Origin of the sequence: Oribacterium sp. P9 (genome assembly GCF_046365365.1) — a bacterium.
Classification (GTDB): domain Bacteria; phylum Bacillota; class Clostridia; order Lachnospirales; family Lachnospiraceae; genus Oribacterium.
The window spans coordinates 1-25,388 of record NZ_JBKEIS010000017.1; the positions used below are offsets into that span (position 1 = coordinate 1).

The window sequence follows — 25,388 nt, forward strand, 5'->3', positions numbered from 1 at the left end:
ACTCAGCGATTGCAGAGGGCCTAGTGCCGCTTAGGGTCCCCGGCTTAGATTGAACCGGTCTCGTAGTACTGTGCCTCCGTTGTCGTCCCGCCGGGCCCCCTGTCTGAACGGTCACGCTGCGGCGTGCCGCCCGGCGACGAAGCCGGAGGCCCAGGCCCACTGGAGGTTGTAGCCGCCGCAGATGCCGTCGATGTCGAGGACTTCACCGGCGAAGTAGAGGCCCGGGACGAGACGGGAAGCCATGGTGCCCGGATCAACCTCCGTCGTGTCGACACCACCGGCCACGACCTGTGCCTGCAGGAAGCCGTTCATCTCGACACACTCTGCCTTGAAGCGAACACTGAGGGATGCGAGGCTTCGAAGCTGCTTCTCACTGAGCTCCGCGACCGGAAGCTCTGGACGCACGCTCGCCATCCGAAGCAGAAGCTGCCCAAGCTTCTGGTGCAGCAGCCCCGTAAAGAAGCTCTCCATCTTCCGCCCCGCGAGCCGCTCCTGCCGCTGCCGGTACAGCTGAACCGCGAGGTCCTTCGGGTCCTCTGCCTTTGCAGCACAGCACGACACCTCTGCTCGCGCATTCTGCGCATTTTTTGCCGCCGATACTTCGATCGTCGAAATCCCAGAAGCCGAAGACGCTCGTTTCGAATTTCGTACTGCTGCACCTGCTTCTGTGAATCCCGGCAGGAAATTGATGTAGACCGCGGCCTTCTTCCCCTCCTGCAGCGCATACGCCGCATAACGGGACAGCTGGAACACCGGGATGCCCGAGATCCCATAATCGACGAGCTGAAGCTCCCCGGCCTCACGGTCGACACTGTGCCCGTCGATCACCAGCTCGAGCGCCGCCTCTGTACGGATCCCGGCGAGTGCCCGAAACGCATCTCCGGCGCAGCGGATCCCGCAGAGTGCCGGCACATACGGCACGATGGTATGCCCCAGCTTCCGCGCGATGAAGTATCCGTCCCCGTTCGAGCCCGTCTTCGGTGCCGCCTTCGAACCCGCCGCGAGGATCACTCGATCTGCCTTCACCGTCGCATCCGTACACTGAATCATAAAATATCCCGCATCTTTCTCGATGCGCTGAATATTCTTCACCTCCGCGTTATAGTGCACCTTTACCGACAGACGGTGAAGCTCCTCCCGGAGCGCATCCACGACAGCACTCGCCTGATCCGAATTCGGATAGACATAGCTTCCACGGAAACGCGGCTCCACCCCGATCGCACGGAACCAGTCCAGCACCGCCTCCGGCGGCAGCGCATCCAGCGCCGGTGCCGCAAACTCCGGATGAAAGCCCCGGAACTTCCCACCGATCCGATCACTCATATCGAGATTCGTGTAATTGCAGCGCCCGTTGCCCGTCATCGCCAGCTTCTTCCCCAGCTGCGGATTCTTCTCGATCAGCGTCACGATCGCACCGGCCCGCGCCGCCTCGATCGCCGCCATCATCCCGGCAGCACCACCACCGATCACCGCCACTGTCGTCTTCCTGTTTTCATTTCTCTTACTTTCCATACTGAACGCTCCTAAAACTTGAGTGGAAGCCATACATAGACACCGAAAAACGCCATACAATCAAGGCCCCCTGTGGACTGACTGCAGGAGCCATACGAAGAGATCGTGAAAAATCAAGTCGGGTTCCCTTAGCGGCACTTGGTGTTATCTCTCCTTGGAACCCTCTGCAACGCTGAGTTTTCATAAAGAAAACTCAGTGATTGCAGAGGGCCTAGTGCCGCTTAGGGAGCTCGACTTAGAGTTTTCCGAGCTCGCAGTACTGTGCTTCTGCAGCCAGCCCACAGGGGGCCTTAATAATGTGATTTTTCCGGCCTCGAAGTACTGTGTTTCTACAGGCTGCCCACCGGGGCCTGTTAAATTACGAAACAAAGCGCTTCAGCCGTCCACCCATCGGCATATGATCCAGATCCTCACGCGTAAACGCATGCATCGCCAGTAACATACCGAAGTACAGCACGATCGCCACGATCACCGCCGGCACCACCATCAGCACCGAGCCGATCCGCGAGTACTTCTCTGCCTCCGGCAGCACGATCCGCACCCCGGTTGAAATTGCGAAGGCCACGATGCCCATCACCACACTCGCGATGGCCGGCATCACATAGGTCTTCGCCACACCCTGGCGGAAACGCACGTGCTTCCGGATCGCCAGCTGGTTCAGGAAGCACATCATGAACGCAAAGAGGATGTTTGAGATCACGACCGCATATACGCCCATGCCCGTCATCAGGAGAAGCAGCAGGCAGACCACGTGGAACACGAGGGAAATCAGCGCATTCACCAGCGGCACATTCAGGTGTCCGAGTCCCTGCAGGATCGCATTACTGATGGTACTGAGACTGTAGAACGCGACGGCCAGCGAACCGATCCGTGTCAGCATGATGAGCATCGCGACATGCTTTCCAGGGAACAGCATGCGACAGATCGGATCCGCCAGCGCGCAGAGCCCCACCGTCGACGGAATCGCGATCAGCATCGTGAAGCGGATACTGTAGCGCACACGGGTCACCGTATCGCGCCGGTTATGCTCCGCGACCGCCCGCGTCAGACTCGGGATCAGTGACGATGACAGAGCATTGGCCAGGGCCACTGGAATATTAAAGAGGATGTGGTACTCGCCGAAGATGCCCCACTGCGTGACGATCTCGTCGCCGTGGCCGAGCTTCGCCATCACGTTTCCGAAGATGGCGTCGTCCATGACGGAGGAAATGTTGTAGACCGTCGAGGAAATGAGGATCGGGAGCATCGTGCCGAGCAGCAGGAAACCGATGGAGGCATAGCTGTCGACCTCACTCGTATCCTCGCGCATATCCCGGCGCATCGCCGGCACCTGGCTGAGGAAGAGGATCACGAAAAACAGCAGCGCCGTCAGCGCACCCGCACCGGTACCGATCGCACCACCCGCGGCACCGAAGGCATAGCTGTACTCCTCACTCTGGTAGAGGACGTTCGCCGTCTCTCCGCGGTGAAACAGGATGCTCGCGGCGAGCACCGAGATGGCAGCATTGACGATCTGCTCGAGAATCTGAGAGATCGCCGTCGGCACCATGTTGCCGCTGCCCTGGAAGTAGCCGCGCAGGATACCGAGGTAGGCCATGAGCCAGACCGTCGGCGCCAGCGCACGCAGCGCGAAGGAGCAGAACGGCTTCTTCAGGAAGACCTCGGCGATGGCATCTGCACCGAACCAGAGGACACCGCACATCGCGGCACCGGCGATCGTCGCGTAGAAAAAGGCGGCACGAAGCACGCGAGCGGTATTTCGGTACTGCCGGTTCACGAGGTTCGCCGATACGATCTTCGACACCGCGGTCGGCATGGAAAAGCTGCTGAGGATCAGCAGGAGTGTATAGATACTGAAGGCACTGGTGTAGTAGCCGTTTCCTTCATCGCCGATGATTGCCGTGAGCGGCACCCGGTACACCATACCGATGATGCGCACGATGATGCTCGCGATGGCGAGGAGGGAGCCCTGCACGATGAAGTTGTTCCGGCGGTTCTGCCGCTGCTGCTCACCGGCGGTCCGCTGCACGCGCACGCTCTGCGGGTTCACCTGCCGACGCGTCGATGGACGTCTGGATGGTCGTTCATTCATCTGAAGTAGCCCCTTCCTTCCAGAATCTCCTTCTGGCGACGCTCCATCTCGATGCGCTCCTCGTCCTCCATGTGGTCATAGCCGAAGAGGTGCAGTATGCTGTGGGCCACGAGAAAGGCCAGCTCCCGACGCTCCGGATGACCATACTCTGCTGCCTGCGACGCGATGCGGTCCTGATTCAGCACGATATCCCCGAGCAGCAGCTCTCCACTGTCGGGATTGAAGATATCGTCATCGTCCTCGTCGATCGCGTCGAAATCGGCCGGGCGCGCCCAGTCGACCATCGGATAGGACAGCACATCCGTCGGCCGGTCGATCCCGCGGGTCTCGCGGTTCAGCTCGTGGATCCCGTCGTCGTCCGTGATCATCACGCTGAGCTCACACTCATACGGACAGTGCTCATACTCGATCGCCGCCGCGATGATGTCCCGGATGATCGCCTCGAAATCGAGATCCAGCTTCTTCTCTGTATCAAAATCGATATTAATCGTCATAGCTTCCTTCCTCTCCCGCCTGACCAGTTCGAGAGCTCTTCTATATTCGGCCAATGCACATCTTATGCACCTGCCCGTGCGCCGTTCGACCAATGCAGATCTTGTGCACCCGCCCGCACACCGTTCGGCCAATGCAGACCTTATGTACCCGCCCTTACTCGCTGCGATGGCGGTTTTCGTTTCGATGCTCGCCGTAGCTTCGCGGACTCTGCATCGCCTGCGCGCGACGCGCACGCTTCGCCTCGTCCTTCTCGTAGGCGTTGACGATGCGCTGTACCAGCGGGTGACGGACGACGTCTGCGCTGGTCAGCTCAATGAAGGAGATGCCCTCCACGCCACGGAGGACGCGCATCGCGTCCTCGAGACCGGACTTCTTGCCCTCCTCGAGGTCCTTCTGCGTGAGGTCACCCGTGACGATGACCTTCGAGCCGAAGCCGATACGGGTAAGGAACATCTTCATCTGCGCCGGTGTCGTATTCTGTGCCTCATCGAGGATGATGTAGGCATTGTCCAGCGTACGTCCACGCATATAGGCGAGTGGTGCGACCTCGATGAGTCCCTTCTCGGCGTTCGCCTGGTACTGCTCGGCACCCATGATACTGTAGAGCGCGTCGTAGACCGGACGCATGTACGGATCCACCTTCGACTGGAGATCACCCGGCAGGAAGCCGAGCTTCTCACCGGCCTCGATCGCCGGACGGGTCAGGATGATGCGCTGCACCTCCTGCTGACGGAAGGCCGTGATGGCCATCGCCATGCCGAGGTAGGTCTTACCGGTACCCGCCGGACCGATGCCGAAGGTGATCATGTTCTCACGGATCGCATCCACGTAGTCCTTCTGGCCGAGGGTCTTCGGCTTGACCGGCTTGCCCAGTGCGGTGCGTGCGAGGATGTCCTTGTCGATCTCTACCATGTCGCTGCCCGAGCTCTTCTCGGAGAAGCTGAGAGAGATCGCATAATCTACGTTTTGCTCCGTCAGGTCGTTCCCGCGCTGGCTGAGCTCGAGAAGATTCTTCAGCACGGCTCTCGCCTTTTCGGTATCCCTCTCCTCACCGATGATTTTCAGAACGCCGTTTCGATCGATGATCGTGACATGAAAGCTACGCTCGATTTTCTTCAGGTTGCTGTCGAGAAGCCCGAGAACATTCTGCTCGTGCTCCATCGAGATATCAAAAATTGTTTCTACGCTTGCCAATGGCTTCCTCCTCGCCGCCCTTCGACGGTCTTTCGTGGACTATAATCACACTTCGGGCTACACGCCGCGGACGGCGTGTCTCTGCGCCAGCGTGACCCTATCCCGAATAATAAAATAAAAATACCAAAAAAGATAGCCCTAATTCATCACTGAATCAGGGCTACATGAATCATCTATTAAGAATCATCTATAATTAGTTGAACTTACGCTTTCTGGCCGCCTCAGACTTCTTCTTGCGTCTTACAGATGGCTTCTCGTAATGCTCTCTCTTGCGAATCTCCTGCTGGATGCCTGCCTTCGCGCAGTTTCTCTTGAATCTACGCAGTGCGCTGTCCAGAGACTCGTTCTCTTTTACGATAACATTTGACATGCTGAAACCCAAACCTCCCTTCGGGTGCAAACTTAATATGTAGTATAGCACATAAAATCGCTTCGTCAAGGAAATTCTTCAAATTTTCGTGACAAATCAGCTCAAATCATCACTTGATCTGCGCCTCGACAGCTGCAGAAGCGGCTGCGATCGCCTCATCGATCTTTGCAGCATCCTTACCACCGGCCTGTGCCATGTTCGGACGTCCGCCACCGCCGCCTCCGACGATCGGTGCGATCTGCTTGATGAGGTTACCGGCATGGGCACCGCTCTTCACAGCGCCATCGGTCGCCATGGCAACCATGGACACCTTGCCGTCCTTGTCGGAGATCAGGAGGATCACGCCCTCACCGAGCTTTGTCTTCAGATCATCGCCGAGATTACGAAGCTCGTTCATATCCACGCCGGATACGTGTGCACCGAGGAACTTCACGCCCTTGATCTCGACCACGGAATCCATGACGTTTCCGAGTGCGTTCTGCGCCTCCTTGCTCTTCAGGGCCTCATTCTCGCTGCGAAGCTCCTTCACTTCCTTCTGAAGGGACTGGATGTGTTCCTTCAGGGTCGCCGGCGTCGCCTTCACGAGCTCAGCGGCCGCGATCATCTCATGCTCGAGATTCTCGTAGTACTTACGAACATTGTCCCCGGTCAGTGCCTCGATACGACGCACACCGGCTGCAACACCGGTCTCGGACAGGATCTTGAACTGACCGATCTGCAGGGTGTTCTTCACATGGGTACCACCGCAGAGCTCGGTTGAGAAATCGCCCATGCGAACGACACGCACCTCTGCACCGTACTTCTCGCCGAAGAGCGCCATCGCACCGGACTTCTTCGCCTCCTCGAGGGTCATGACATCGGTACGAACCTCGAGACCCTCCTGGATCTTCTCGTTCACCATGTCCTCGACCTTCTGAAGCTCTTCTCTCGTCATCGCCTGGAAGTGTGAGAAGTCGAAACGGGTTCTGCCTGCATCCTGGAAGGAGCCGGCCTGCTCAACATGGGTACCGAGTACCTCACGCAGTGCCTTCTGAAGAAGGTGGGTCGCGCTGTGGTTACGGCAGGTCGCCATGTGATTCTTCTCGTCGACCTTCAGGGTCACGGTATCGCCGAGCTTCAGCATACCCTTGCGCATCACACCGATGTGGGCGATCTTGTTGCCGCCGACATGCTCCGTGGATGTCACCTCGAACGCGGCCTCGCTACCGAGCTCGATCACACCGGTATCACCGACCTGGCCACCCATGGTGCCATAGAACGGGGTCTCCGCCGTGATGATCGCGCCGTGCTCGCCATCGGAAAGTGCCTCTACGACGGCATCCTCTGCATCGGCATCGCCTGCTGCGAGGGAAACCATCGCCACGATCTTCGAATCCGCCTCAAGCTTGTCGTAGCCGACGAAGCTGCTTGCGATTGCCGGATCGAGCTCATCATATACGGTCGCTGCGTGGCCGCTGTAATCTGCCATCTTACCGGAAGCGAGACGATCGTTACGTGCCTGCTTCTTCTGGCTGTCCATCGCCTCCTGGAAGGCCGCCTCATCAACGGTGAAGCCCTTCTCCTCGAGGATCTCCTTCGTATTATCGAGCGGGAAGCCATAGGTATCATAAAGCTTGAACGCATCCTCGCCGGAAAGCTCATGCGCACCGCTTGCGGCGAGCTTCGCCTCCATCTCCTCGAGGATCGCCATGCCCTGCTCGTAGGTCTTCTCGAACTTCTCTTCCTCCGCCTTGATAACGCTCAGGATGAAGTCCTTCTTCTCTTCAAGCTCAGGATAACCGTCCTTCGAGGTCTCGATGACACGGCTTGCCAGCGTCGGCAGGAAGGAGCCACCGATGCCGAGCTTACGTCCATGACGTACGGCACGACGGATGATACGACGGAGTACATAGCCACGGCCGTTGTTGGACGGCATGATACCATCGGAGATCATGAAGGTCATCGCACGGGAGTGATCGGTCACGATACGTACCGATACGTCGCTCTCCTCGCAGCCCGGTGCCTCATACTTGACGCCACCGGCGAGCTCGCAGATGAGATCACGAAGATCCTTCAGCGTATCGACGTCGAAGATGGATCCTACATCCTGAACAGCGACGGCGAGACGCTCGAGCCCCATACCGGTATCGATGTTCTTCTGCGCGAGGTCACTGTAGTTTCCCTTACCATCATTGTTAAACTGAGAGAATACGACGTTCCAGACTTCCATGTAACGGTCGCCCTCGCCGCCCATAACGTCCTCCGGGCCGTTTCCGTACTTCTCACCACGATCATAGTAGATCTCGGTACATGGTCCGCAAGGTCCGGAGCCGTGCTCCCAGAAGTTGTCTTCCTTGCCGAACTTGTAGATGTGGTCCTCCGGGATATGCATCACATTCTTCCAGATGTCATACGCCTCCTGATCGTCTACATAGACAGACGGATACAGACGGTCCGGATCCAGGCCGACACGCTCGGTCAGAAACTCCCATGCCCATGGAATCGCTTCCTTCTTGAAGTAATCACCGAAAGAGAAGTTTCCGAGCATCTCAAAGAAGGTACCGTGGCGGGCTGTCTTACCAACATTCTCCAGGTCACCGGTACGGATGCACTTCTGGCAGGTGGTGACTCTGCGTCTCGGCGGAATCTCCTGTCCTGTAAACCATGGCTTCATCGGTGCCATTCCGGAATTGATAATGAGCAGTGAATTGTCATTATGCGGAACCAGTGAAAAACTGTTGATCCGTAAGCATCCCTTCTCCTCGAAGTAGCTCAGGAACAGCTCACGCAGCTCATTTACGCCTCTGTACTGCATTCTCGTTCTCTCCTTGCTTTGTTTCATATATAAGCCCTTTACGGGCATCTTAGACATTAACTCGTAAAATATAGCACAGCGCTCAGAAACTTGCAAGATAGGAGCGGTAATCCTTCAGGAGGTCGTAGCAGCGTTCGCGTGTGAGGGCGATCTCACGGCTCAGGTAATCGATGTTCTCCATCACGCTGAGCTTATCCTGGTCTAGCTCTTTCATGCACTCGTGGTTCCGCGAGATCAGAAACGCGCTCGCCGAGGCGATGTAGGCGTCCTTTTCGCTCTCTGTCATGTTCGCGGTGATGGCACGGCCGAGCGCCTCGAGCTCCCGGTTCCAGAGCTTCGCGATCGTCGTATAGTCCTCCTTCAGCGCACTCCCCTGCTGTTCGACGGCGGCGATGTCCTCGAGTGCCCGGATCTCGGCGAAGGCAGACTCGAACTGCGCGATCTGGTCGACAGACGCTTCCGCTGCCTCACTTTCCTGCACCGGCGTCGTCTCTGCAACGATCAGCTGCTCCCTCGTTTCGGAGGGAGCAGCTTCCGTCGTCACCATCGACGCATGGCGGATCAGCGCCTGATCAAGATAGATCCGAATCCCCAGGGTGATCGCCGCAAGGATCAGTACCAGAAGTGCAATCCCCCGGAGCATTCGGCTTGAAACATGTTTTCTCATCTGTATATCAGAAGCTCCCCGTATGGAGCTTTACGTCCTTTCTTTCTGACCCGGCCAATGCCTTCGACCCATACGTATATCCCTCCACCTGCAGGAATCACAGGCGGAGGGAACCGGTCATCATCGTATCCACTTATCATACAGGCTGAGCAGCTGGTTTGTAAAGCGTGCGAGGTCCTTATTGGCACCACCATAGTTTGCCTTGACGGCGGCCAACAGCTTCGTGTAGGCGGCCAGCAGGCGATCGTAGGCGGCATCGCTCGTCTTCTTCCGCTTCGAGGAGCCATCCTCCACCAGTACATACGTCGGCTTCTCGATCTTCTTCGGCTCTGCCACGGTCTCCCACTCATTCTTCAGGAGGTCGAAAACCGAACCGGAGTACGGACAGTTCACCGTGTAGTGGAGCTCGTCCTCGATCAGCTTCGAGAGTACCTCCATGCCGTCATCATTGCCATGCACGAGGAAGACACGGTCCGGCGCCTGCTCGTAGGCACGGATCCAGTTCATGAGGCCGAACTGATCCGCATGGCTCGACATATCGGCCATCTGCGCGATCTCCGCCTTTACCGCCACCTCCTCACCGAAGAGCTTCACGTGATCAGCACCATCTATCAGTGCCCGTCCCAGCGTTCCCTCCGCCTGATAGCCGGCGAAGACGATGGTCGACTCCGGACGCCAGAGATTGTACTTGATATGATGGCGGATACGACCGGCATCACACATGCCGGAGGCCGAGATGATCACCTTCGGGGTCTCATCGAAGTTGATGGCCTTCGACTCCTCGAGCGTGATGGCGAGGTTAAGTCCCCGGAAGGAAATCGGGTTGATACCTTTATCAACGATGGCACGCGTCTCATCATCGTAGCACTCATCGAGATTCTGCGAGAAGACATGCGTCGCATCGACCGCCAGTGGACTGTCGACATAGACCGGGAAGTTGTCATGCCCGACGATGAGATGCTCCTGCTTGATCTGGCGGAAAAGATACAGCAGCTCCTGCGTGCGGCCCACCGCAAACGCCGGCATCACGACATTGCCGCCCCGATCGAGGGTCCGCTGCGTGATGTTCAGGAGATCCTGCAGATGGTTGACCGTCGTATCGTGGAAGCGGGATCCATAGGTCGACTCCATCAGCACATAATCCGCCTCCTTGATGTACTCCGGATCCCGAATCAGCGGCTTATCAAAGTTTCCGATATCACCGGAGAACACGAGCTTCTTCGTAACGCCCTCTTCCGTCAGCCACATCTCGATGGATGCAGAACCGAGCAGATGACCCGCATCGATGAAACGTACACGAACGCCATCCCCGAGCTCGATCATCTCATGATAGTTCACCCCGCGGAAGTGCTGCAGCACATTCGCCGCATCCGTAAGATCATAGATCGGCTCCACCTCCGGCAGACCCGCACGACGCCCCTTCCGGTTCTTCCACTCACACTCCTGCATCTGGATATGCGCCGAGTCCCGCAGCATGATCTCCGACAGTGCCTGCGTCGCCTTCGTCGTCAGCACCGTCCCGTTGAAGCCCTTCTTATAGGCCATCGGGATCATCCCCGCATGATCGATATGCGCATGCGTCAGAAGGATGTAGTCGACCTCCGAATACTTGATCGGCAGCGGCGCATTCTCATAGTAATTTCGCCCCTGCTCCATACCACAGTCCACCAGAATCCTGAGCCCCGCTGCCTCTACATAATGCAGCGACCCCGTCACCTCATGATCCGCACCTATAAAATGAAGCTTCATACAGGCCTCCCTCTCTCAAATGAAAATTAATTTCGCTGTTTTCATTATAGCAGAGTGAATATTTCTTTTCTATAAACATATTCACATGTCTGTATGGATTTCATATAAAGAAAACGCGGAGGGATGTCCCTCCGCGTTTATCATTCAGAAAGGTAAGCCGCCTTGACCTTCGTATCATTCGCAAGATCCTGCGCCCGACCCTCGATCGTGATTTTACCGGTCTCCAGCACATACGCACGATCCGCGATCGCGAGTGCCTTATTCGCATTCTGCTCGACGAGAAGCACCGTCACACCGGTCTCGTGAATCTTCTCGATGATGTTGAAGATCTCGTTTACATAAATCGGGGACAGACCCATGGACGGCTCATCCATGACGATCATCTCCGGATTACTCATCAGCGCACGCCCCATCGCGAGCATCTGCTGCTCACCACCGGAAAGCGTTCCTGCGACCTGATTCTTACGCTCCTCCAGTCTCGGGAAATGCTTATAGACCGTCTCGAGCGACTCTGCGATGCCATCCTTATCCTTCCGGGTATAGGCACCGAGCATCAGGTTCTGATAGACCGAAAGCTGTGCAAATACACGCCGGCCCTCCGGTACATGGGCGAGTCCCGCACCGACCATCTTATGGCCCGGTGTATGCGTGATTTCCTTCCCGTTATAGAATACATGACCGGAACGCGCCGGAATCAGCCCCGTGATGGTCTGCAGCGTCGTCGTCTTGCCGGCACCATTGGCACCGATCAGGGTGACGATCTCGCCCTTATCTACATGGAAGGAAATGCCCTTTAATGCATGGATCACACCGTAGTATACATTGAGATCCTGTACATCTAAAATCGTACTCATGTCTTCTCCTCCTTAATCTCCGAGATATGCCTTGATGACTTCCGGATCATGCAGTACATCGGCGGTCTTACCCTGCTTCAGTACCTGACCGAAATTGAGGACGGTCAGACGGTCACAGATACCGGATACCAGCTTCATATCATGCTCGATCAGAAGGATCGTCATATCGAACTCATCCCGTACGAGACGGATGGTACGCATCAGCTCCTCGGTCTCACTCGGGTTCATACCGGCAGCCGGCTCATCCAGCAGGAGGAGCTTCGGCTCGGTTGCGAGCGCGCGGGCGATCTCGAGCTTACGCTGCTGACCATACGGGAGGTTGGAGGCCTTATAGTCCACAAAGTCCTGAAGGTCGAATACCTTGAGAATCTCCAGTGCCTTCGCATCCATCTCCTTCTCAAGCTTACGGTACTTCGGTGTTCTCAGAATACCGTCCAGCGTAGAATAGGTGTAATGGTTATGCAGTCCGGCCTTTACATTGTCCAGTACGGACATGTTGTGGAAGAGACGGATGTTCTGGAAGGTACGTGCGATGCCCTTCTTGTTGATCTCCTCACAGCTGAGACCCGTGATGTTGTCTCCGTCGAGAAGGATATGACCACTGGTCGGCTTATATACACCGGTCAGAAGGTTAAATACGGTCGTCTTTCCGGCACCGTTCGGGCCGATCAGACCGTAAAGCTCATTCTTTTCGATCTGCACATGGAAATTATCAACTGCCTTCAGACCACCGAAGGAGATGCCCAGTGCTTCAATGTCTAACATAGCCATGCTTACGTCGTCTCCTTTCCTTCGTCACTCTTCTTACTGAAACGGGCCATGATCTGCTGGCGAAGCGCGATCAGGGATGGTGCCGAGGTAAACAGCATCATGAGAATCAGGACGATCGCATACATGAGCATACGATAGTCGTTGAGTCCGCGCAGAACCTCTGGCAGGAGCGTCAGGATGACCGCCGCGATGACGGAGCCACGGACATTACCGATGCCACCCATGACGACGAAAACGAGGATCATGATGGACTGGTTGTAGCCGAAGTTCTTCGGCAGCGCCTGGAGCGAGCTCAGGTTGTGTGCATACAGTACGCCGGCTGCACCCGCGATCGCTGCAGAGATGGTGAAGGCCATCAGCTTATAGCGGGTAACATTGAGCCCGATCGACTCGGCGGCGATACGATTATCACGGATGGCCATGATGGCACGTCCGGTTCTCGAGTTGATGAGGTTGAGTACCACGAAAAGTGCGACCAGCAGAAGGATCACGCCGATCGTGAAGGTCGCCTGCTTCGGGGTACCGGTGATGCCCTGCGCACCCTTGATGATGACGGTGCCGCCATCCATACCGAGAGAAAGCGAATCCTTCAGCGAGAAGTGCGCGCCGTGATCGTCGATACCGAAGTACAGTGCGTTGATGATGTTCTTGATGATCTCACTGAACGCGAGGGTGACGATCGCGAGGTAGTCGCCCTTCAGACGAAGGACCGGGATACCGATCAGGAAACCGAAGACAGCCGCAGCCGCTGCACCGATCAGAATCGCGATGATGAAACGAAGAAGCGGTGGCATCGCACTGCTCTTCATCAGCATCGTCCAGGTCGCGGAGGCGAAGGCACCGACGCACATGAAGCCGGCATGGCCGAGCGACAGCTCACCGGAGATACCGACCACGAGGTTCAGGCTCACCGCCATGATGCTGTAGATCGTGAGCGGAACGAGCAGTCCCTTGATAAGGGAGCTGACCTGTCCGGCATTCAGGAAGATCTCGACGATGATATACGCGAGAATCACCATACCGTAGGTGATCATATTTGAGCGGAAGGTCTTCGCCTTCGCTGTAGACATTGACATAGATGTAGTTTTCATTTTCATGCCGACTCACACTTTCTCCATGATCTTCTTACCGAGGATACCCGTCGGCTTCACCAGAAGAACGATGATCAGTACTGAAAATACGATGGCGTCACTAAGCTTCGAGGAGATGTACGCCTTCGACAGATTCTCAAGCACACCGAGGATGATCCCGCCGATGAACGCGCCCGGGATGGAGCCAATGCCTCCAAGCACGGCCGCAACGAAGGCCTTGATGCCCGGCATGGCACCGGTGGTTGGCGTCAGCGTCGGGTACGCAGAGCACATCAGGATACCGCCGATCGCCGCCAGTGCAGAACCGATGGCGAAGGTCATCGAGATGGTCTTATTGACATCGACACCCATGAGGGTCGCCGCGCCCTTATCCTCCGAAACCGCCAGCATCGCCTGCCCGGCCTTCGTCTTGTTGATGAAGGTCACCAGTCCGCCGACGATGATCAGACAGCACAGGATCGTCACGATGGTCTCACCGGAAATCGTCAGTGCACCACCGGCGAGCTTGACCGGCTTGATCGGGACAAAGGAGGTAAAGCTCTTCGGATTCGCACCGAACAGGAGCAGCGCCACATTCTGAAGAAGATACGATACACCGATCGCGGTGATCAGAACGTTCAGAGAGTTGGCCTGACGGAGTGGCTTATACGCGACCTTCTCGATGACGACGCCCAGCAGGGTGCAGATCACCATCGACAGGAGGGTCGACACCAGGATCGGCAGCCCCAGCTGGTTCAATGCAATAAACGCTGCGTAACCACCGACCATGAGGATATCACCATGGGCGAAGTTGAGCATCTTTGCGATTCCATATACCATCGTGTAGCCCAGGGCGATGATCGCGTAGATCGAGCCTAAACTGACACCACTCAGCAAGTAGGAAATGAAACTCATCATCTCTAAACACCTCTTTGAAAATTTATGGGGTCTGACCCCCTTACAAATTCCTTACGGAACCTTCATCATTTCGTAATGGGGTCAGACCCCATAAACTGAATTCAATAAAGGGTTGCTTGTAGCAAGCAACCCTTTATGCTCTTTCATCATGCAGAAAAAGAAGATTTTCTCATGATGCTTCATCACTTTTCCGATCAGTCGGCAGAAGTATAGGCACCATCCTTGACGATGACCGCCTTCGGCTCCTTATCGACATCACCGTTCTCGCTCCATGTCATGCCGGTACCGGTGAGACCGTCATACTTGAGTGACTTCATCTGCTCTTCCATCGCTGTACCAAGATCAGATACAGACATGTCCGGAGTCAGATTACCAGCCTCGAGGGCAGCCTTCATGATGTATGCTGCATCATACGCATCCGCTGCGAACTGAATCGGTGTATCACCGAACTTATCCTTATAAGCTGTTACGAAGCTTACGGTCTTCTCATCGGTCGCATCCGCTGCGAACGGGGTCAGAAGCATGAGGCCCTCTGCGAGAGACTTGTCGAAGTTTTCCACATCGAGGATACCATCCATACCATCACAGCCGAAGAAGGTCGGCTTGTAGCCCATGGTGTTTGCCTGTGTCAGAACGAGTGCTGCCTCTGTGTAGTAGAACGGAAGGAATACGAGCTCTGCACCTGCGCTCTGCATCTTCTGAAGCTGCGTAGAGAAATCTGTCTTCGAATCCGCCGTGAACTGCTCATCCGCTACGATCTCAAAACCCTGATTGCCGGCCTCGGTAACGAAGGAATCGTGAATACCGGAGGAGTAAACATCCGAAGAATCATAGATGATACCGATCTTGGTTGCCAGCTTGTGTGTTCCGATATACTCTGCGGACTTGGCACCCTGTGCAGGATCCGAGAAGCATACACGGTATGCATTCGGTGCTGCGGTACAGTCAACTGCAGAGCCTGACGGAGTCAGAAGGAACATATTATCATTCTGTGCCTCAGAGGCAACCGCGATGGTCGGTGCGGAAGTGGTCGGTCCGATCAGCATCTGCATGCCCCAGTCCTTGAGGGAGTTGTATGCGTTGATGGCCTTCTCCTGATCATGCTCATCATCTGCCGTCTTATACTCTACCTGGTAGCCATTGATACCGCCGGCTGCATTGATCTCATCGATCGCAACCTGAGCACCATTGATGACAGACTTACCATAGATAGCTGCACCACCAGTCAGCGGTCCCTGGGCACCGATCTTCCATGTAAGATCTGAAGAACCAGCGGCTGTGGTTGTGCCCTCAGCTGCTGCAGCAGTTGTCGTATCGCCTGCAGCGGCAGCGGCTGTCGTCGCCTCCGGCGTAGATGAAGAACCACAGGCTGCTAAAGACGCAACCATCGAAGCTGCAAGTACTGCACTTAATACCTTTTTCATAATTTTTCTCCTCTCAGTTTTCTAAAATACAAGCTTTCTGAAAACTTTTCATCATTATAAAGTTCGTAGTTATGGAAGTCAACAACTTTTATAACATTTTTTCACATTTACAGCTTATATTATAACGTTAGAGAATATGTATTATAATATATTTTTCTCAGAACAACACAGGGCCCCGGAGAGGCCCTGCGTGAATTTAAGATTATTTATCAAACGGAACGTTCACGTTCTCGATGGTCCGGTCGCGGAGCATCAGATCACGGACCGCTTCCCTGGCCGACTTGCCTTCGAAGAGAATCTGATTGATGCCCTCGACGATCGGCATCGAAACCTCATACTTCTCCGCGAGTGCACGTGCCGCCTTCGCAGCATATACACCCTCGACCGTCTGACCGACCTCCTGCATCGCCTCCTCGTAGCTTCTGCCCTCGCCCATCAGGATACCGGCACGGCGGTTCCGGCTGTGCATGGACGCACAGGTCACGATCAGATCACCGATACCGCTCAGGCCGTTGAAGGTCTCCATGCGGCAGCCCATCTTCACGCCGAGCCGCTCGATCTCCGCGATACCGCGTGTGATCAGCGCTGCCTTCGTGTTGTCTCCATAGCCGAGACCGTCCGCCATACCGGCCGCCAGCGCGATGACGTTCTTCGTCGCGCCGCCGATCTCGATGCCCTTGATATCCGGGTTGATGTAGACACGGAAGCAGTCGCACATGAACGCGTTCTGTACGAAAAGCGCTGTCTTCTCGGTATGCGCACCAGTCACGATCGTCGTCGGAATGAAACGCGATACCTCCTCGGCATGGCTCGGTCCGGACAGAACCGCGACATCTGCCTGCGGGATTTCCTCTTCGATGATATCCGATATCGTATAGAGTGTACCCTCTTCGATGCCCTTCGCCACGGATACGATGACCTGACCCTCGCCGACATACGGCTTCATCTCATGCGCCGTCGCACGCACGAAGATGGACGGCACCGCCAGCACGACGAGCTCCTGATCCTTCAGTGCAGCCTCCAGATCGGAGCTGAAGCACATGCTCTCCGGAATCACGGCACCCGGCAGATTCTTATGACGGTGGGTCTCCTGAAGCGCATCCACCTCCTGCTGAAACTTCGACCAGATGGTCACCTCATGTCCGTTATGGGCGAGCAGAATGCCGAGGGCCGTACCCCAGGTACCTGCGCCGATGATTGATGCTTTCATAAAATCTCCTCAATTTAAAGCAGATTACTTCTTAAAGTGGAACTTCGATTCCGTACCATTCTTCAGCCGCACGATATTTGAGCGGTGCTGCCATACCCCGAGCGCTGCGATCAGGAAAAACACGACGAGTACGATCGGGTAGATCGCCATGGACATCGGAAGAAGTCCGAAGTATCCGAAGATGGCCGTCAGAATAAACAGCAGGGATACGCCGCAGATCGAGCCGACGCTCACATAGCCGGTGGCCTTCGCGATCACCAAGAACAGCGCAAACAGTACGATGGCCATCCGCCAGTCGAAGGCGATGATAAGCGCACCCGTACAGGCGATTCCCTTTCCACCGTGCAGCATCGGAAGTGCCGGAAAATCATGTCCGAGGATCGAACCGAAGCCCGCAAAGACGGTGATGAGGGTGCCCTCATCGATCGTCGCCGGTTTGTAGATCATGTGCATCATGAGGATCGGAACGATGGTCTTCGCGATATCCAGCAGCAGCACGGTCGCTCCTGCTTTCTTTCCGAGCGTCCGGCTGATGTTCGTCGAGCCCGGATTACCGGAGCCCTGCTTATAGATATCGATGCCCTGAGACTTCGCATACAGATAGCCATTCGGTATGTTACCGAAGATATATCCCACGACCAGGGAAATGATCATATGCTGTATATTCATCACTCATCCTCTCCGGCCTGGCGCTCACGGATCAGGAACTTCAGTGGTGTTCCCGGGAAGCCGAAGGCCTCACGAATCTGATTCTCGATGTATCTCGTATACGAGAAGTGCATCAGCTGCTGGTCATTCACGAAGATCACGAAGGTAGGCGGCTCGACCGCGGTCTGCGTCATGTAGAACAGCTTGAGACGCTTGCCCTTATCACTTGGCGGCTGCTTCATCGCCGTCGCTCTCGTCATGATGTCGTTGAGCACACCCGTACGGATACGAAGTGTCTGGCTCTCCCGTACCTGATTGACGAGATCGAAGATCTTATTCAGACGCTGTCCGGTCTCGGCCGAGATGAAGAGGTACTGCGCATACGGCATGTAGGAGAACTTCTCCATCAGCTTCGTCTGGAATTCCTTCATCGTCTTATCATTTTTATCCGGCACCGCATCCCACTTGTTCACGCAGATGATGACGCCCTTTCCGGACTCATGCGCGATCCCGGCGATGCGTGCATCGCCCTCCGTGATTCCCTGGGTCGCGTCGATCAGCACGAGACAGATATCCGCGCGATCCACGGCCGCGACGGTACGGATGACAGAGTAACGCTCGATATCATCGTCGATCTTTCCCTTCCGGCGAAGACCCGCCGTATCGATGAAGGTATATTCCTTTCCGTTATGCACGATCTTCGTATCGATCGCGTCACGGGTTGTGCCGGCAATGTTGGAGACGATCACGCGGTTCTGACCCAGCAGCTTATTGATGACGGAGCTCTTTCCGACATTCGGCTTACCGATGAGGGCGACCTTCACCGAATCATCCTCGTCTACTTCTGCTGTCTCGACCGGGAAGTGCTTGATTACCTCATCGAGCATGTCACCGACACCGAGCTGGTTTACCGAGGATACGCCGAACGGATCGCCTAGGCCCAGATTATAGAACTCATAGATATCATTTCCGAACTTCTGGAAGCTGTCGACCTTATTGACACAGAGAACGACCGGCTTTCCGGACTTCCGGAGCATATTCGCCACCTCATAGTCTGCATCGACGAGACCGGTACGTACATCCACGACGAAAATGATGACATCCGCCGTGTCGATCGCCAGCTGTGCCTGCGCACGCATCTGGGACAGGATGATATCCTGGGAATCCGGCTCGATACCACCCGTATCGATCAGTGTAAACTTGTTATTCAGCCACTCCGCATCCGCATAGATACGGTCACGGGTCACACCCGGCGTATCCTTCACGATGGAGATCTGCTTCCCTGCAATCAGGTTGAACAGCGTAGACTTACCTACGTTTGGACGGCCCACCACCGCCACCATCACTTTTCTCATATCTTCACCTTACTACGTGGTGCCCGAAGGCCCACATGCTATATATTGACATATTTAACTAAATAATTTTAGCATGAGATACATAAATCGGCAAGTTCCGTTCATCCGTCCTCAAACCCGTGGCCACGGGCTATACGACGAAGGGAGCCGGCTTGCGCCGGCTCCCTTCTCACATCACGTGAACCGAAGTTCAGGTGAATTAATTGTTGTACAGGTCGATGAGCTTCTTGAGGTGCTCATATCTAGCCTGAGACTCAGCCTGGTTCTTCTCGTCAAGAGCCTTTGCTCTCTCCGGGTTCTTAAGGCCGAGGGACAGGTAACGAACCTCACCCTTCAGGAAATCCTGGTATCCGGTGAAATCCGGCTCCTTGGAATCGAGAGTGAACTTCTTATCGCCACCAAGCGGGTTGTATCTGAAGTTGTTCCAGTAACCAGTCTGGAGTGCAAGCTTCTCCTCAGTCATAGCCTTCGCCATGCCCTTCTTGATGCCGTGGTTGATACAAGGTGCGTATGCAATGATCAGAGATGGTCCTGGATATGCCTCAGCCTCTGCGATCGCCTTTACAGTCTGCTGCATGTCGCCGCCCATGTTGATATGAGCTACATATACATAACCATAGGACATTGCGATACCAGGAAGATCCTTCTTGCCGGTCTCCTTACCACCTGCAGCGAACTGTGCTACTGCACCGGTCGGAGTCGACTTGGAGGACTGTCCACCTGTGTTGGAGTAAACCTCGGTATCGAATACCATTACGTTGATGTCCTTGCCGGAAGCAAGTACATGATCGAGGCCGCCGAAGCCGATATCATAAGCCCAGCCGTCACCACCGAAGATCCACTGGCTCTTCTTAGCGAGGAAGTCCTTATTCTTTACGAGATCCTTGGAAAGATCATCGGTCTTATCAGCAAGTGCTGCAACGAGCTTATCGGTAGCTGCACCGTTGGTAGCGCCGACACCGAAGGTATCAAGCCACTCCTGAGCGACATCCTTAACAGATGCATCCTTCTCAGCGAGCTCCTCTACTTCCTTCTTCAGTCTGGTACGGATTGCGTTCTGTGCAAGTAACATACCATAACCGAACTCTGCGTTATCCTCGAAGAGGGAGTTATCCCATGCCGGGCCCTGACCCTTCGCGTTTACAGTGTACGGTGTAGAAGGTGAAGAGTTACCCCAGATTGATGAGCAGCCTGTCGCATTTGCGATGTACATTCTCTCACCGAAGAGCTGAGTGATGAGCTTAGCGTATGGTGTCTCACCACAGCCAGGACATGCACCGGAGTACTCGAGTAACGGCTTCTTGAACTGTGAGCCCTTAACGGTGGTCTCCTTGAACTTCGCAACGACGTCATCCTTCTCAGGAAGCTTTACTGCGTAGTCGAAGAACTTCTGTCTGTCGAGCTCCTCAGCGATCGGCTTCATCTCGAGTGCCTTCGCGCCCTTCATGCCAGGACATACGTTTGCGCAGGATCCACAACCAGTACAGTCAAGTACAGATACCTGGATACCGAACTTGTAATCCGGCATACCGGTCATCGCCTTGGTCAGCATACCCTCTGGAGCGTTTGCAGCCTCGTCAGCAGTAAATGCGAACGGACGGATCGCGCCGTGCGGGCAGACATAAGAACAGAAGTTACACTGGATACAGTTATCCGGATTCCACTGCGGAACGTTTACAGCGATACCTCTCTTCTCGTAAGCAGCTGTTCCGGAAGGAGTTGTACCATCGACATAAGCATTGAACGCAGAAACAGGAAGTGAGTTACCCTCCTGAGCGGAAACCTTATTCTGGATGTTGTTTACGAAATCAAGAACATCCTTGGCCCCCTCGGTCTTATCCTTGAACTCAAGGCCCTCATCCTGTGCGTTTGCCCAGTCTGCAGGGATCTCGATCTTCTCGAATGCGTTTGCACCAGCGTCGATTGCTGCCCAGTTCTTCTTAACGACATCCTCACCCTTACGGCCGTATGTCTTCTGTGCAGCGTCCTTCATCAGCTTGTTAGCCTCTTCCTTCGGGATGATACCGGTCAGTGTGAAGAATGCAGACTGAAGGATGGTGTTGATTCTTGTCGGGCCCATGCCGGTCTCAATACCGATCTTTACACCGTTGATGATGTAGAAGTTGATCTTGTGATCGTACATGTACTTCTTAACCTGGCCAGGGATGTGCTCTGCGATCTCATCCTTGTTCCATACGCAGTTGAGAAGGAAGGTACCACCATCAACGAGCTCCTGAACCATGTTGAACTTGGTCATGTAAGCCGGGTTGTGGCAGGCTACGAAGTTTGCTCTGTGGATCAGGTAAGTAGACTTGATCGGCTTCTTACCGAATCTCAGGTGAGACATGGTAACACCGCCGGACTTCTTGGAATCATAATCGAAGTAAGCCTGCGCGTACATGTCTGTGTTATCACCGATGATCTTGATGGAGTTCTTGTTTGCACCTACGGTACCATCTGCACCGAGACCCCAGAACTTACAGTTAACGGTTCCCTCAGGAGTCGTAACAAGTGCTGGACCAGCCGGCAGAGAAAGGTGTGTAACATCATCATCGATACCGATGGTGAATCTCTTCTTATCAACGTTGTTGTAAACAGCAACGATCTGAGAAGGTGTGGTATCCTTGGAACCGAGACCATAACGGCCGGAAAGGATGGTGCAGTTTGCGAACTCTGTGCCCTGAAGAGCAGCTACGACATCGAGGTACAGCGGCTCACCGATGGAGCCCGGCTCCTTCGTTCTGTCGAGAACAGAGATCACCTTGGTGGTTGCAGGAAGTGCCTTTACGAATGCGTCCTTGCTGAACGGTCTGTAAAGTCTTACCTTGACAACGCCGACCTTCTCGCCCTGCTTAGCAAGGTAGTCGATGGTCTCCTCGATGGTATCGTTTACAGAACCCATAGCAACGATGACGTGATCAGCATCTGCTGCGCCGTAGTAGTTGAAGAGCTTGTAATCTGTACCGATCTTCGCATTCACCTTATCCATGTACTCCTGAACGATTGCAGGAAGTGCATCGTAGTAAGGGTTGGAAGCCTCACGAGCCTGGAAGAAGATATCCGGGTTCTGAGCAGATCCTCTCTCAACCGGGTGGTTCGGGTTAAGAGCCTTCGCTCTGAACTCATCTACATACTCCCAGTCAACCATATCTCTGAGATCCTCGTAATCCCACTCCTCGATCTTCTGGATCTCGTGAGAGGTACGGAAACCATCAAAGAAGTTGATGAACGGAATGTGGCCCTTCAGCGCTGCAAGGTGAGCTACCGGAGTAAGATCCATAACTTCCTGTACAGATGACTCACAGAGCATAGCAGCACCGGTCTGACGGCATGCCATAACGTCGGAGTGATCACCGAAGATGGAAAGTGCGTGCGATGCAAGTGCACGTGCAGATACATCAAATACGCCTGGAAGCTGCTCGCCGGCTACCTTGTAGATATCCGGGATCATGAGCAGAAGACCCTGTGATGCGGTGAAGGTTGTAGTAAGAGCACCTGCAGCGAGGGAACCGTGAACTGCACCAGCAGCACCAGCCTCCGACTGCATCTCGGTTACCTGTACGGTCTCGCCGAGAAGGTTCTTTCTGCCTTCAGTGGCCCACTCATCTACATGCTCAGGCATGACGGATGAAGGAGTAATAGGATAGATAGCCGCAACTTCTGTAAATGCATATGATGCATGTGCAGCAGCCTGGTTACCATCCATGGTTTTCATTTTTCTTGCCATAAGAATTCCTCCTGAAAAAATGAACTACCACTTGAAGCGGTTGTTATATGTACCCACCCATAGTGGGATATCATACTCGAAAAGAATTATAACATTTCCGCTATGAAATGCAAAACAAAAACGGAGCGTTACTAAATAAAATACAAGGAAATGCACAAAAAGATTATATCCTAGTAAACTACTATAGTATATATTGTACAGTCACTTCCCCACGTAACAGAAAAGAGCAGTCGCACACCACTGCAACTGCTCTCTTCTTAAGAAAATCTTCATGGGGTCTGACCCCATAAACTTCTGTTTAGATTCTGTTTAGAAAAATTTAATGGGGTCAGACCCCCTTACGAAATTCTTACGGGCCGTCCTGGATGATCTCATCGTCATCCGGGCCTTCCTGTGCCCCCGGTGCTTCGATGACCTCATGATTCGAGGCGCTCGTCTCCGGGGTCGGTGCCTCCGGCTTCTTCGCGGTCTCGGCCGGACTCGTCTCCGGAGCCGGTGACGGCTTCGTTTCGGTGGACGGCTTCGGTCCGTTCTCGGCTACCGTGGATTCTGCCGTGCTTCCACTCTCCGCGGTTGACTCTCCGCTCTCTGCAATCGAGGACTCGGCGGTCGACTCCGTCGTTCCCGGCGCATACTGCTTCGGTGTATGACCACTGTAGTGTGCCGTATGATCCTTCACCTTCTCGGTCGTTCCGTCGGCCTTATGGATCACCTTATAGGCCTGCCACTCGGAGCCCGCAGAGCCCGCAGACTCTGCTCCCTCCTCCGGGGTGATGATCTTCGGTGCCGGCACCGGAAGGTCTGTGGTCTTCTCGCAGACGAGCTCCCAGCTCTCGCCCTTCGGAAGCACACGGACACCATAGATCTGAACGGTACAGGTCTGGTCCTCATACCATGCACGGATACCGATGGCGTGATCCGAATTATTGATAAACTGATAGTCCGGGCCCGGGTAGGAAACCGTCGCGTCGGCACCTGGTGTGACATAGGTCGGTGCGAAGGTATGAGAGCGACGATAGGTCGTCGTGAGACCCGAACGGAATACGGCATTATAGAGGGTCGAGGAAACCTGGCAGACACCGCCACCGATCTCCTGCACGACCTCGCCGTTATTATACGCGCCGGCCGCACCATAGCCCTTCGCCTCGGTACGCTGACCGACGGTCTTATTAAAGGAGAATTCCTCGCCCGGCTGGAGCACGGTACCGTTGATCGCGGCCGCTGCCAGCTTCACGTTCTTATTACGGGTCGCGTTGCTCGTGGTCTTCGTCGTGAAGCTGCCGATCGTACCATACAGGTCCTTGATGGAGGAATCCGACGCGGAGATCTTCTCGCCCTCGCACTCGATGGTCGCGTCATAGACATGCTGACCGATCGACGCCATCACCTTCTGTGCGGTCGCCTCCGCATTCACAGCATAGCCAGCCACAGAGCCGCCGAAGACGAACTCGCCGCTCTCCTTATCGTAGCTTGTGATGTCGCCATTCTTCGGGCTCATCTTCCATACGATGGCGAGCTGCTTCATGTAGTCCGAGATCTGCGCGCTCATATCCGGCAGTGTCAGCGTATAATCGCTGCCTGCACCCGTCGTGCTCTCGGTCTCACTTTCCGCTCCCGAAGAGTCTGTACTCTCCTCTGCTTCGCCCGAGGTCTCACTGCCGGCAGACGCCGTTGCAGATTCTTCCGCGATCGCCGCCGCATACTCGGTGAAGATCTGATCGACCTGCGCATCCACCTGCTCGCCGATCAGATCCGGGATGGTGAAGCTCTTCGCCTCCGGACGGATCGTCACGCTGGCATACGGATTATCCACCGCCACCTTCTGTACGGAGCCATCATTGTCACTCTCTCCGGAGCCGCTGCTCGTCTCGGTTTCCTTCACCTCATCATAGACCGAAAGATCCGGCATCTTGAAGCTGTCGATGGAGGGATTCGCGTTCTTCACGACGAGGTTCCAGCTGTAGGCACCGTGGATGGCCTGCTTCACCGCCTCACGGTTCATACCATTCAGATTCAGGCTCTGTGCGTCCGGCGAAATCGCGCGGAGGTCGAGGGTGATGTCCTTATGGATGGTATCGGTATCGGTATACAGAACGTTCTGTGTCGTCTCTTCCGCAGCCGCCGAAGATTCGTGCGAACCGCCGACAAATCCGCCGCGCACGGCAAACACGAGTCCACCGCCCACGATCAGAAATGCCAGCACCGCGCCGAGTACAAGCTTCATGTTCGGCCCATCCTGGGATCTCCGTCCGTAATCACTGCCGCGTCGCCCAGCTCTTCCAGTCGAACGACCGGTACGGCTTCCAGTGCCTGCAGTGGACCGGCTCCCGCCTGCATAGCTGCTGTGGCTGCCCGACGAACGCGGTCCCGTATATCCGCTGCTGTGACTGCCCGTACTGCTGTGGCCGCTTCTCGATGCCGCTCCACGCGCATGGGACTGTCCGCGTGCACGGGACTGTCCTCTGGATTTCTCAGAATATTCAAAATCGTCTCTCATACTATCTATATTTACTCCCTGAAGCCATTTCAAAGTTTTAA

The 25,388-nt window shown here is 55.2% G+C and carries 18 protein-coding genes; all 18 read right to left on the reverse strand.

Annotated elements, in window-relative coordinates; genetic code table 11:
- Positions 1 to 111: 111 nt before the first annotated feature.
- Positions 112 to 1,512: an NAD(P)/FAD-dependent oxidoreductase gene (locus tag ACK8P7_RS09195; RefSeq protein WP_410043915.1), complete on the reverse strand. Its 1,401-nt coding sequence runs from the start codon at positions 1,510 to 1,512 to the stop codon at positions 112 to 114.
- Positions 1,513 to 1,870: 358 nt separating this feature from the next.
- Positions 1,871 to 3,604 (reverse strand): oligosaccharide flippase family protein, encoded by a 1,734-nt coding sequence (locus ACK8P7_RS09200; RefSeq protein ID WP_410043916.1) that lies wholly within the window; start codon positions 3,602 to 3,604, stop codon positions 1,871 to 1,873.
- A complete protein-coding gene (ybeY, locus tag ACK8P7_RS09205; protein ID WP_410043917.1) occupies positions 3,601 to 4,098 on the reverse strand; it encodes an rRNA maturation RNase YbeY in 498 nt (165 codons plus the stop codon). Before ybeY ends, ACK8P7_RS09200 begins: the two co-directional genes overlap by 4 nt.
- A gap of 154 nt (positions 4,099 to 4,252) precedes the next feature.
- On the reverse strand, positions 4,253 to 5,293 hold the full coding sequence (locus tag ACK8P7_RS09210; protein ID WP_410043918.1) for a PhoH family protein: 1,041 nt from the start codon (positions 5,291 to 5,293) through the stop codon (positions 4,253 to 4,255).
- A 193-nt stretch (positions 5,294 to 5,486) separates the two neighbouring features.
- On the reverse strand, positions 5,487 to 5,663 hold the full coding sequence (gene rpsU, locus ACK8P7_RS09215; protein WP_005539624.1) for a 30S ribosomal protein S21: 177 nt from the start codon (positions 5,661 to 5,663) through the stop codon (positions 5,487 to 5,489).
- Between the two features lie 109 nt (positions 5,664 to 5,772).
- On the reverse strand, positions 5,773 to 8,457 hold the full coding sequence (alaS, locus tag ACK8P7_RS09220; protein ID WP_410043919.1) for an alanine--tRNA ligase: 2,685 nt from the start codon (positions 8,455 to 8,457) through the stop codon (positions 5,773 to 5,775).
- Positions 8,458 to 8,539: 82 nt separating this feature from the next.
- Positions 8,540 to 9,124: a hypothetical protein gene (locus ACK8P7_RS09225; protein ID WP_410043920.1), complete on the reverse strand. Its 585-nt coding sequence runs from the start codon at positions 9,122 to 9,124 to the stop codon at positions 8,540 to 8,542.
- Positions 9,125 to 9,244: 120 nt separating this feature from the next.
- Positions 9,245 to 10,873 carry an MBL fold metallo-hydrolase RNA specificity domain-containing protein gene (locus ACK8P7_RS09230; RefSeq protein WP_410043921.1) on the reverse strand — a complete coding sequence of 543 codons (1,629 nt, stop codon included), beginning with the start codon at positions 10,871 to 10,873 and terminating at the stop codon, positions 9,245 to 9,247.
- A gap of 140 nt (positions 10,874 to 11,013) precedes the next feature.
- Positions 11,014 to 11,727, reverse strand: a complete 714-nt coding sequence (locus ACK8P7_RS09235; RefSeq protein ID WP_410043922.1) for an ABC transporter ATP-binding protein — start codon at positions 11,725 to 11,727, stop codon at positions 11,014 to 11,016.
- Positions 11,728 to 11,739: 12 nt separating this feature from the next.
- Positions 11,740 to 12,498 (reverse strand): ABC transporter ATP-binding protein, encoded by a 759-nt coding sequence (locus ACK8P7_RS09240; RefSeq protein WP_410043923.1) that lies wholly within the window; start codon positions 12,496 to 12,498, stop codon positions 11,740 to 11,742.
- Between the two features lie 2 nt (positions 12,499 to 12,500).
- Positions 12,501 to 13,568: a branched-chain amino acid ABC transporter permease gene (locus ACK8P7_RS09245; RefSeq protein ID WP_410043924.1), complete on the reverse strand. Its 1,068-nt coding sequence runs from the start codon at positions 13,566 to 13,568 to the stop codon at positions 12,501 to 12,503.
- A gap of 33 nt (positions 13,569 to 13,601) precedes the next feature.
- A complete protein-coding gene (locus tag ACK8P7_RS09250) occupies positions 13,602 to 14,483 on the reverse strand; it encodes a branched-chain amino acid ABC transporter permease (protein WP_410043944.1) in 882 nt (293 codons plus the stop codon).
- 197 nt (positions 14,484 to 14,680) lie between these two features.
- Complete coding sequence (locus ACK8P7_RS09255; protein WP_410043925.1) at positions 14,681 to 15,910, reverse strand: ABC transporter substrate-binding protein; 1,230 nt, start codon at positions 15,908 to 15,910, stop codon at positions 14,681 to 14,683.
- 202 nt (positions 15,911 to 16,112) lie between these two features.
- Positions 16,113 to 17,120 (reverse strand): NAD(P)H-dependent glycerol-3-phosphate dehydrogenase, encoded by a 1,008-nt coding sequence (locus ACK8P7_RS09260; RefSeq protein ID WP_410043926.1) that lies wholly within the window; start codon positions 17,118 to 17,120, stop codon positions 16,113 to 16,115.
- A gap of 24 nt (positions 17,121 to 17,144) precedes the next feature.
- Positions 17,145 to 17,789, reverse strand: a complete 645-nt coding sequence (locus tag ACK8P7_RS09265) for a glycerol-3-phosphate acyltransferase (protein WP_410043927.1) — start codon at positions 17,787 to 17,789, stop codon at positions 17,145 to 17,147.
- Entirely contained in the window at positions 17,789 to 19,123 is a 1,335-nt protein-coding gene (gene der / locus ACK8P7_RS09270; RefSeq protein WP_410043928.1) for a ribosome biogenesis GTPase Der, read from the reverse strand. The genes ACK8P7_RS09265 and der overlap by 1 nt, the downstream gene beginning before the upstream one ends.
- A gap of 199 nt (positions 19,124 to 19,322) precedes the next feature.
- Positions 19,323 to 22,850, reverse strand: a complete 3,528-nt coding sequence (gene nifJ, locus ACK8P7_RS09275) for a pyruvate:ferredoxin (flavodoxin) oxidoreductase (RefSeq protein WP_410043929.1) — start codon at positions 22,848 to 22,850, stop codon at positions 19,323 to 19,325.
- 349 nt (positions 22,851 to 23,199) lie between these two features.
- Positions 23,200 to 25,347, reverse strand: a complete 2,148-nt coding sequence (locus ACK8P7_RS09280; RefSeq protein WP_410043930.1) for a VanW family protein — start codon at positions 25,345 to 25,347, stop codon at positions 23,200 to 23,202.
- Between the last annotated feature and the right edge of the window lie 41 nt (positions 25,348 to 25,388).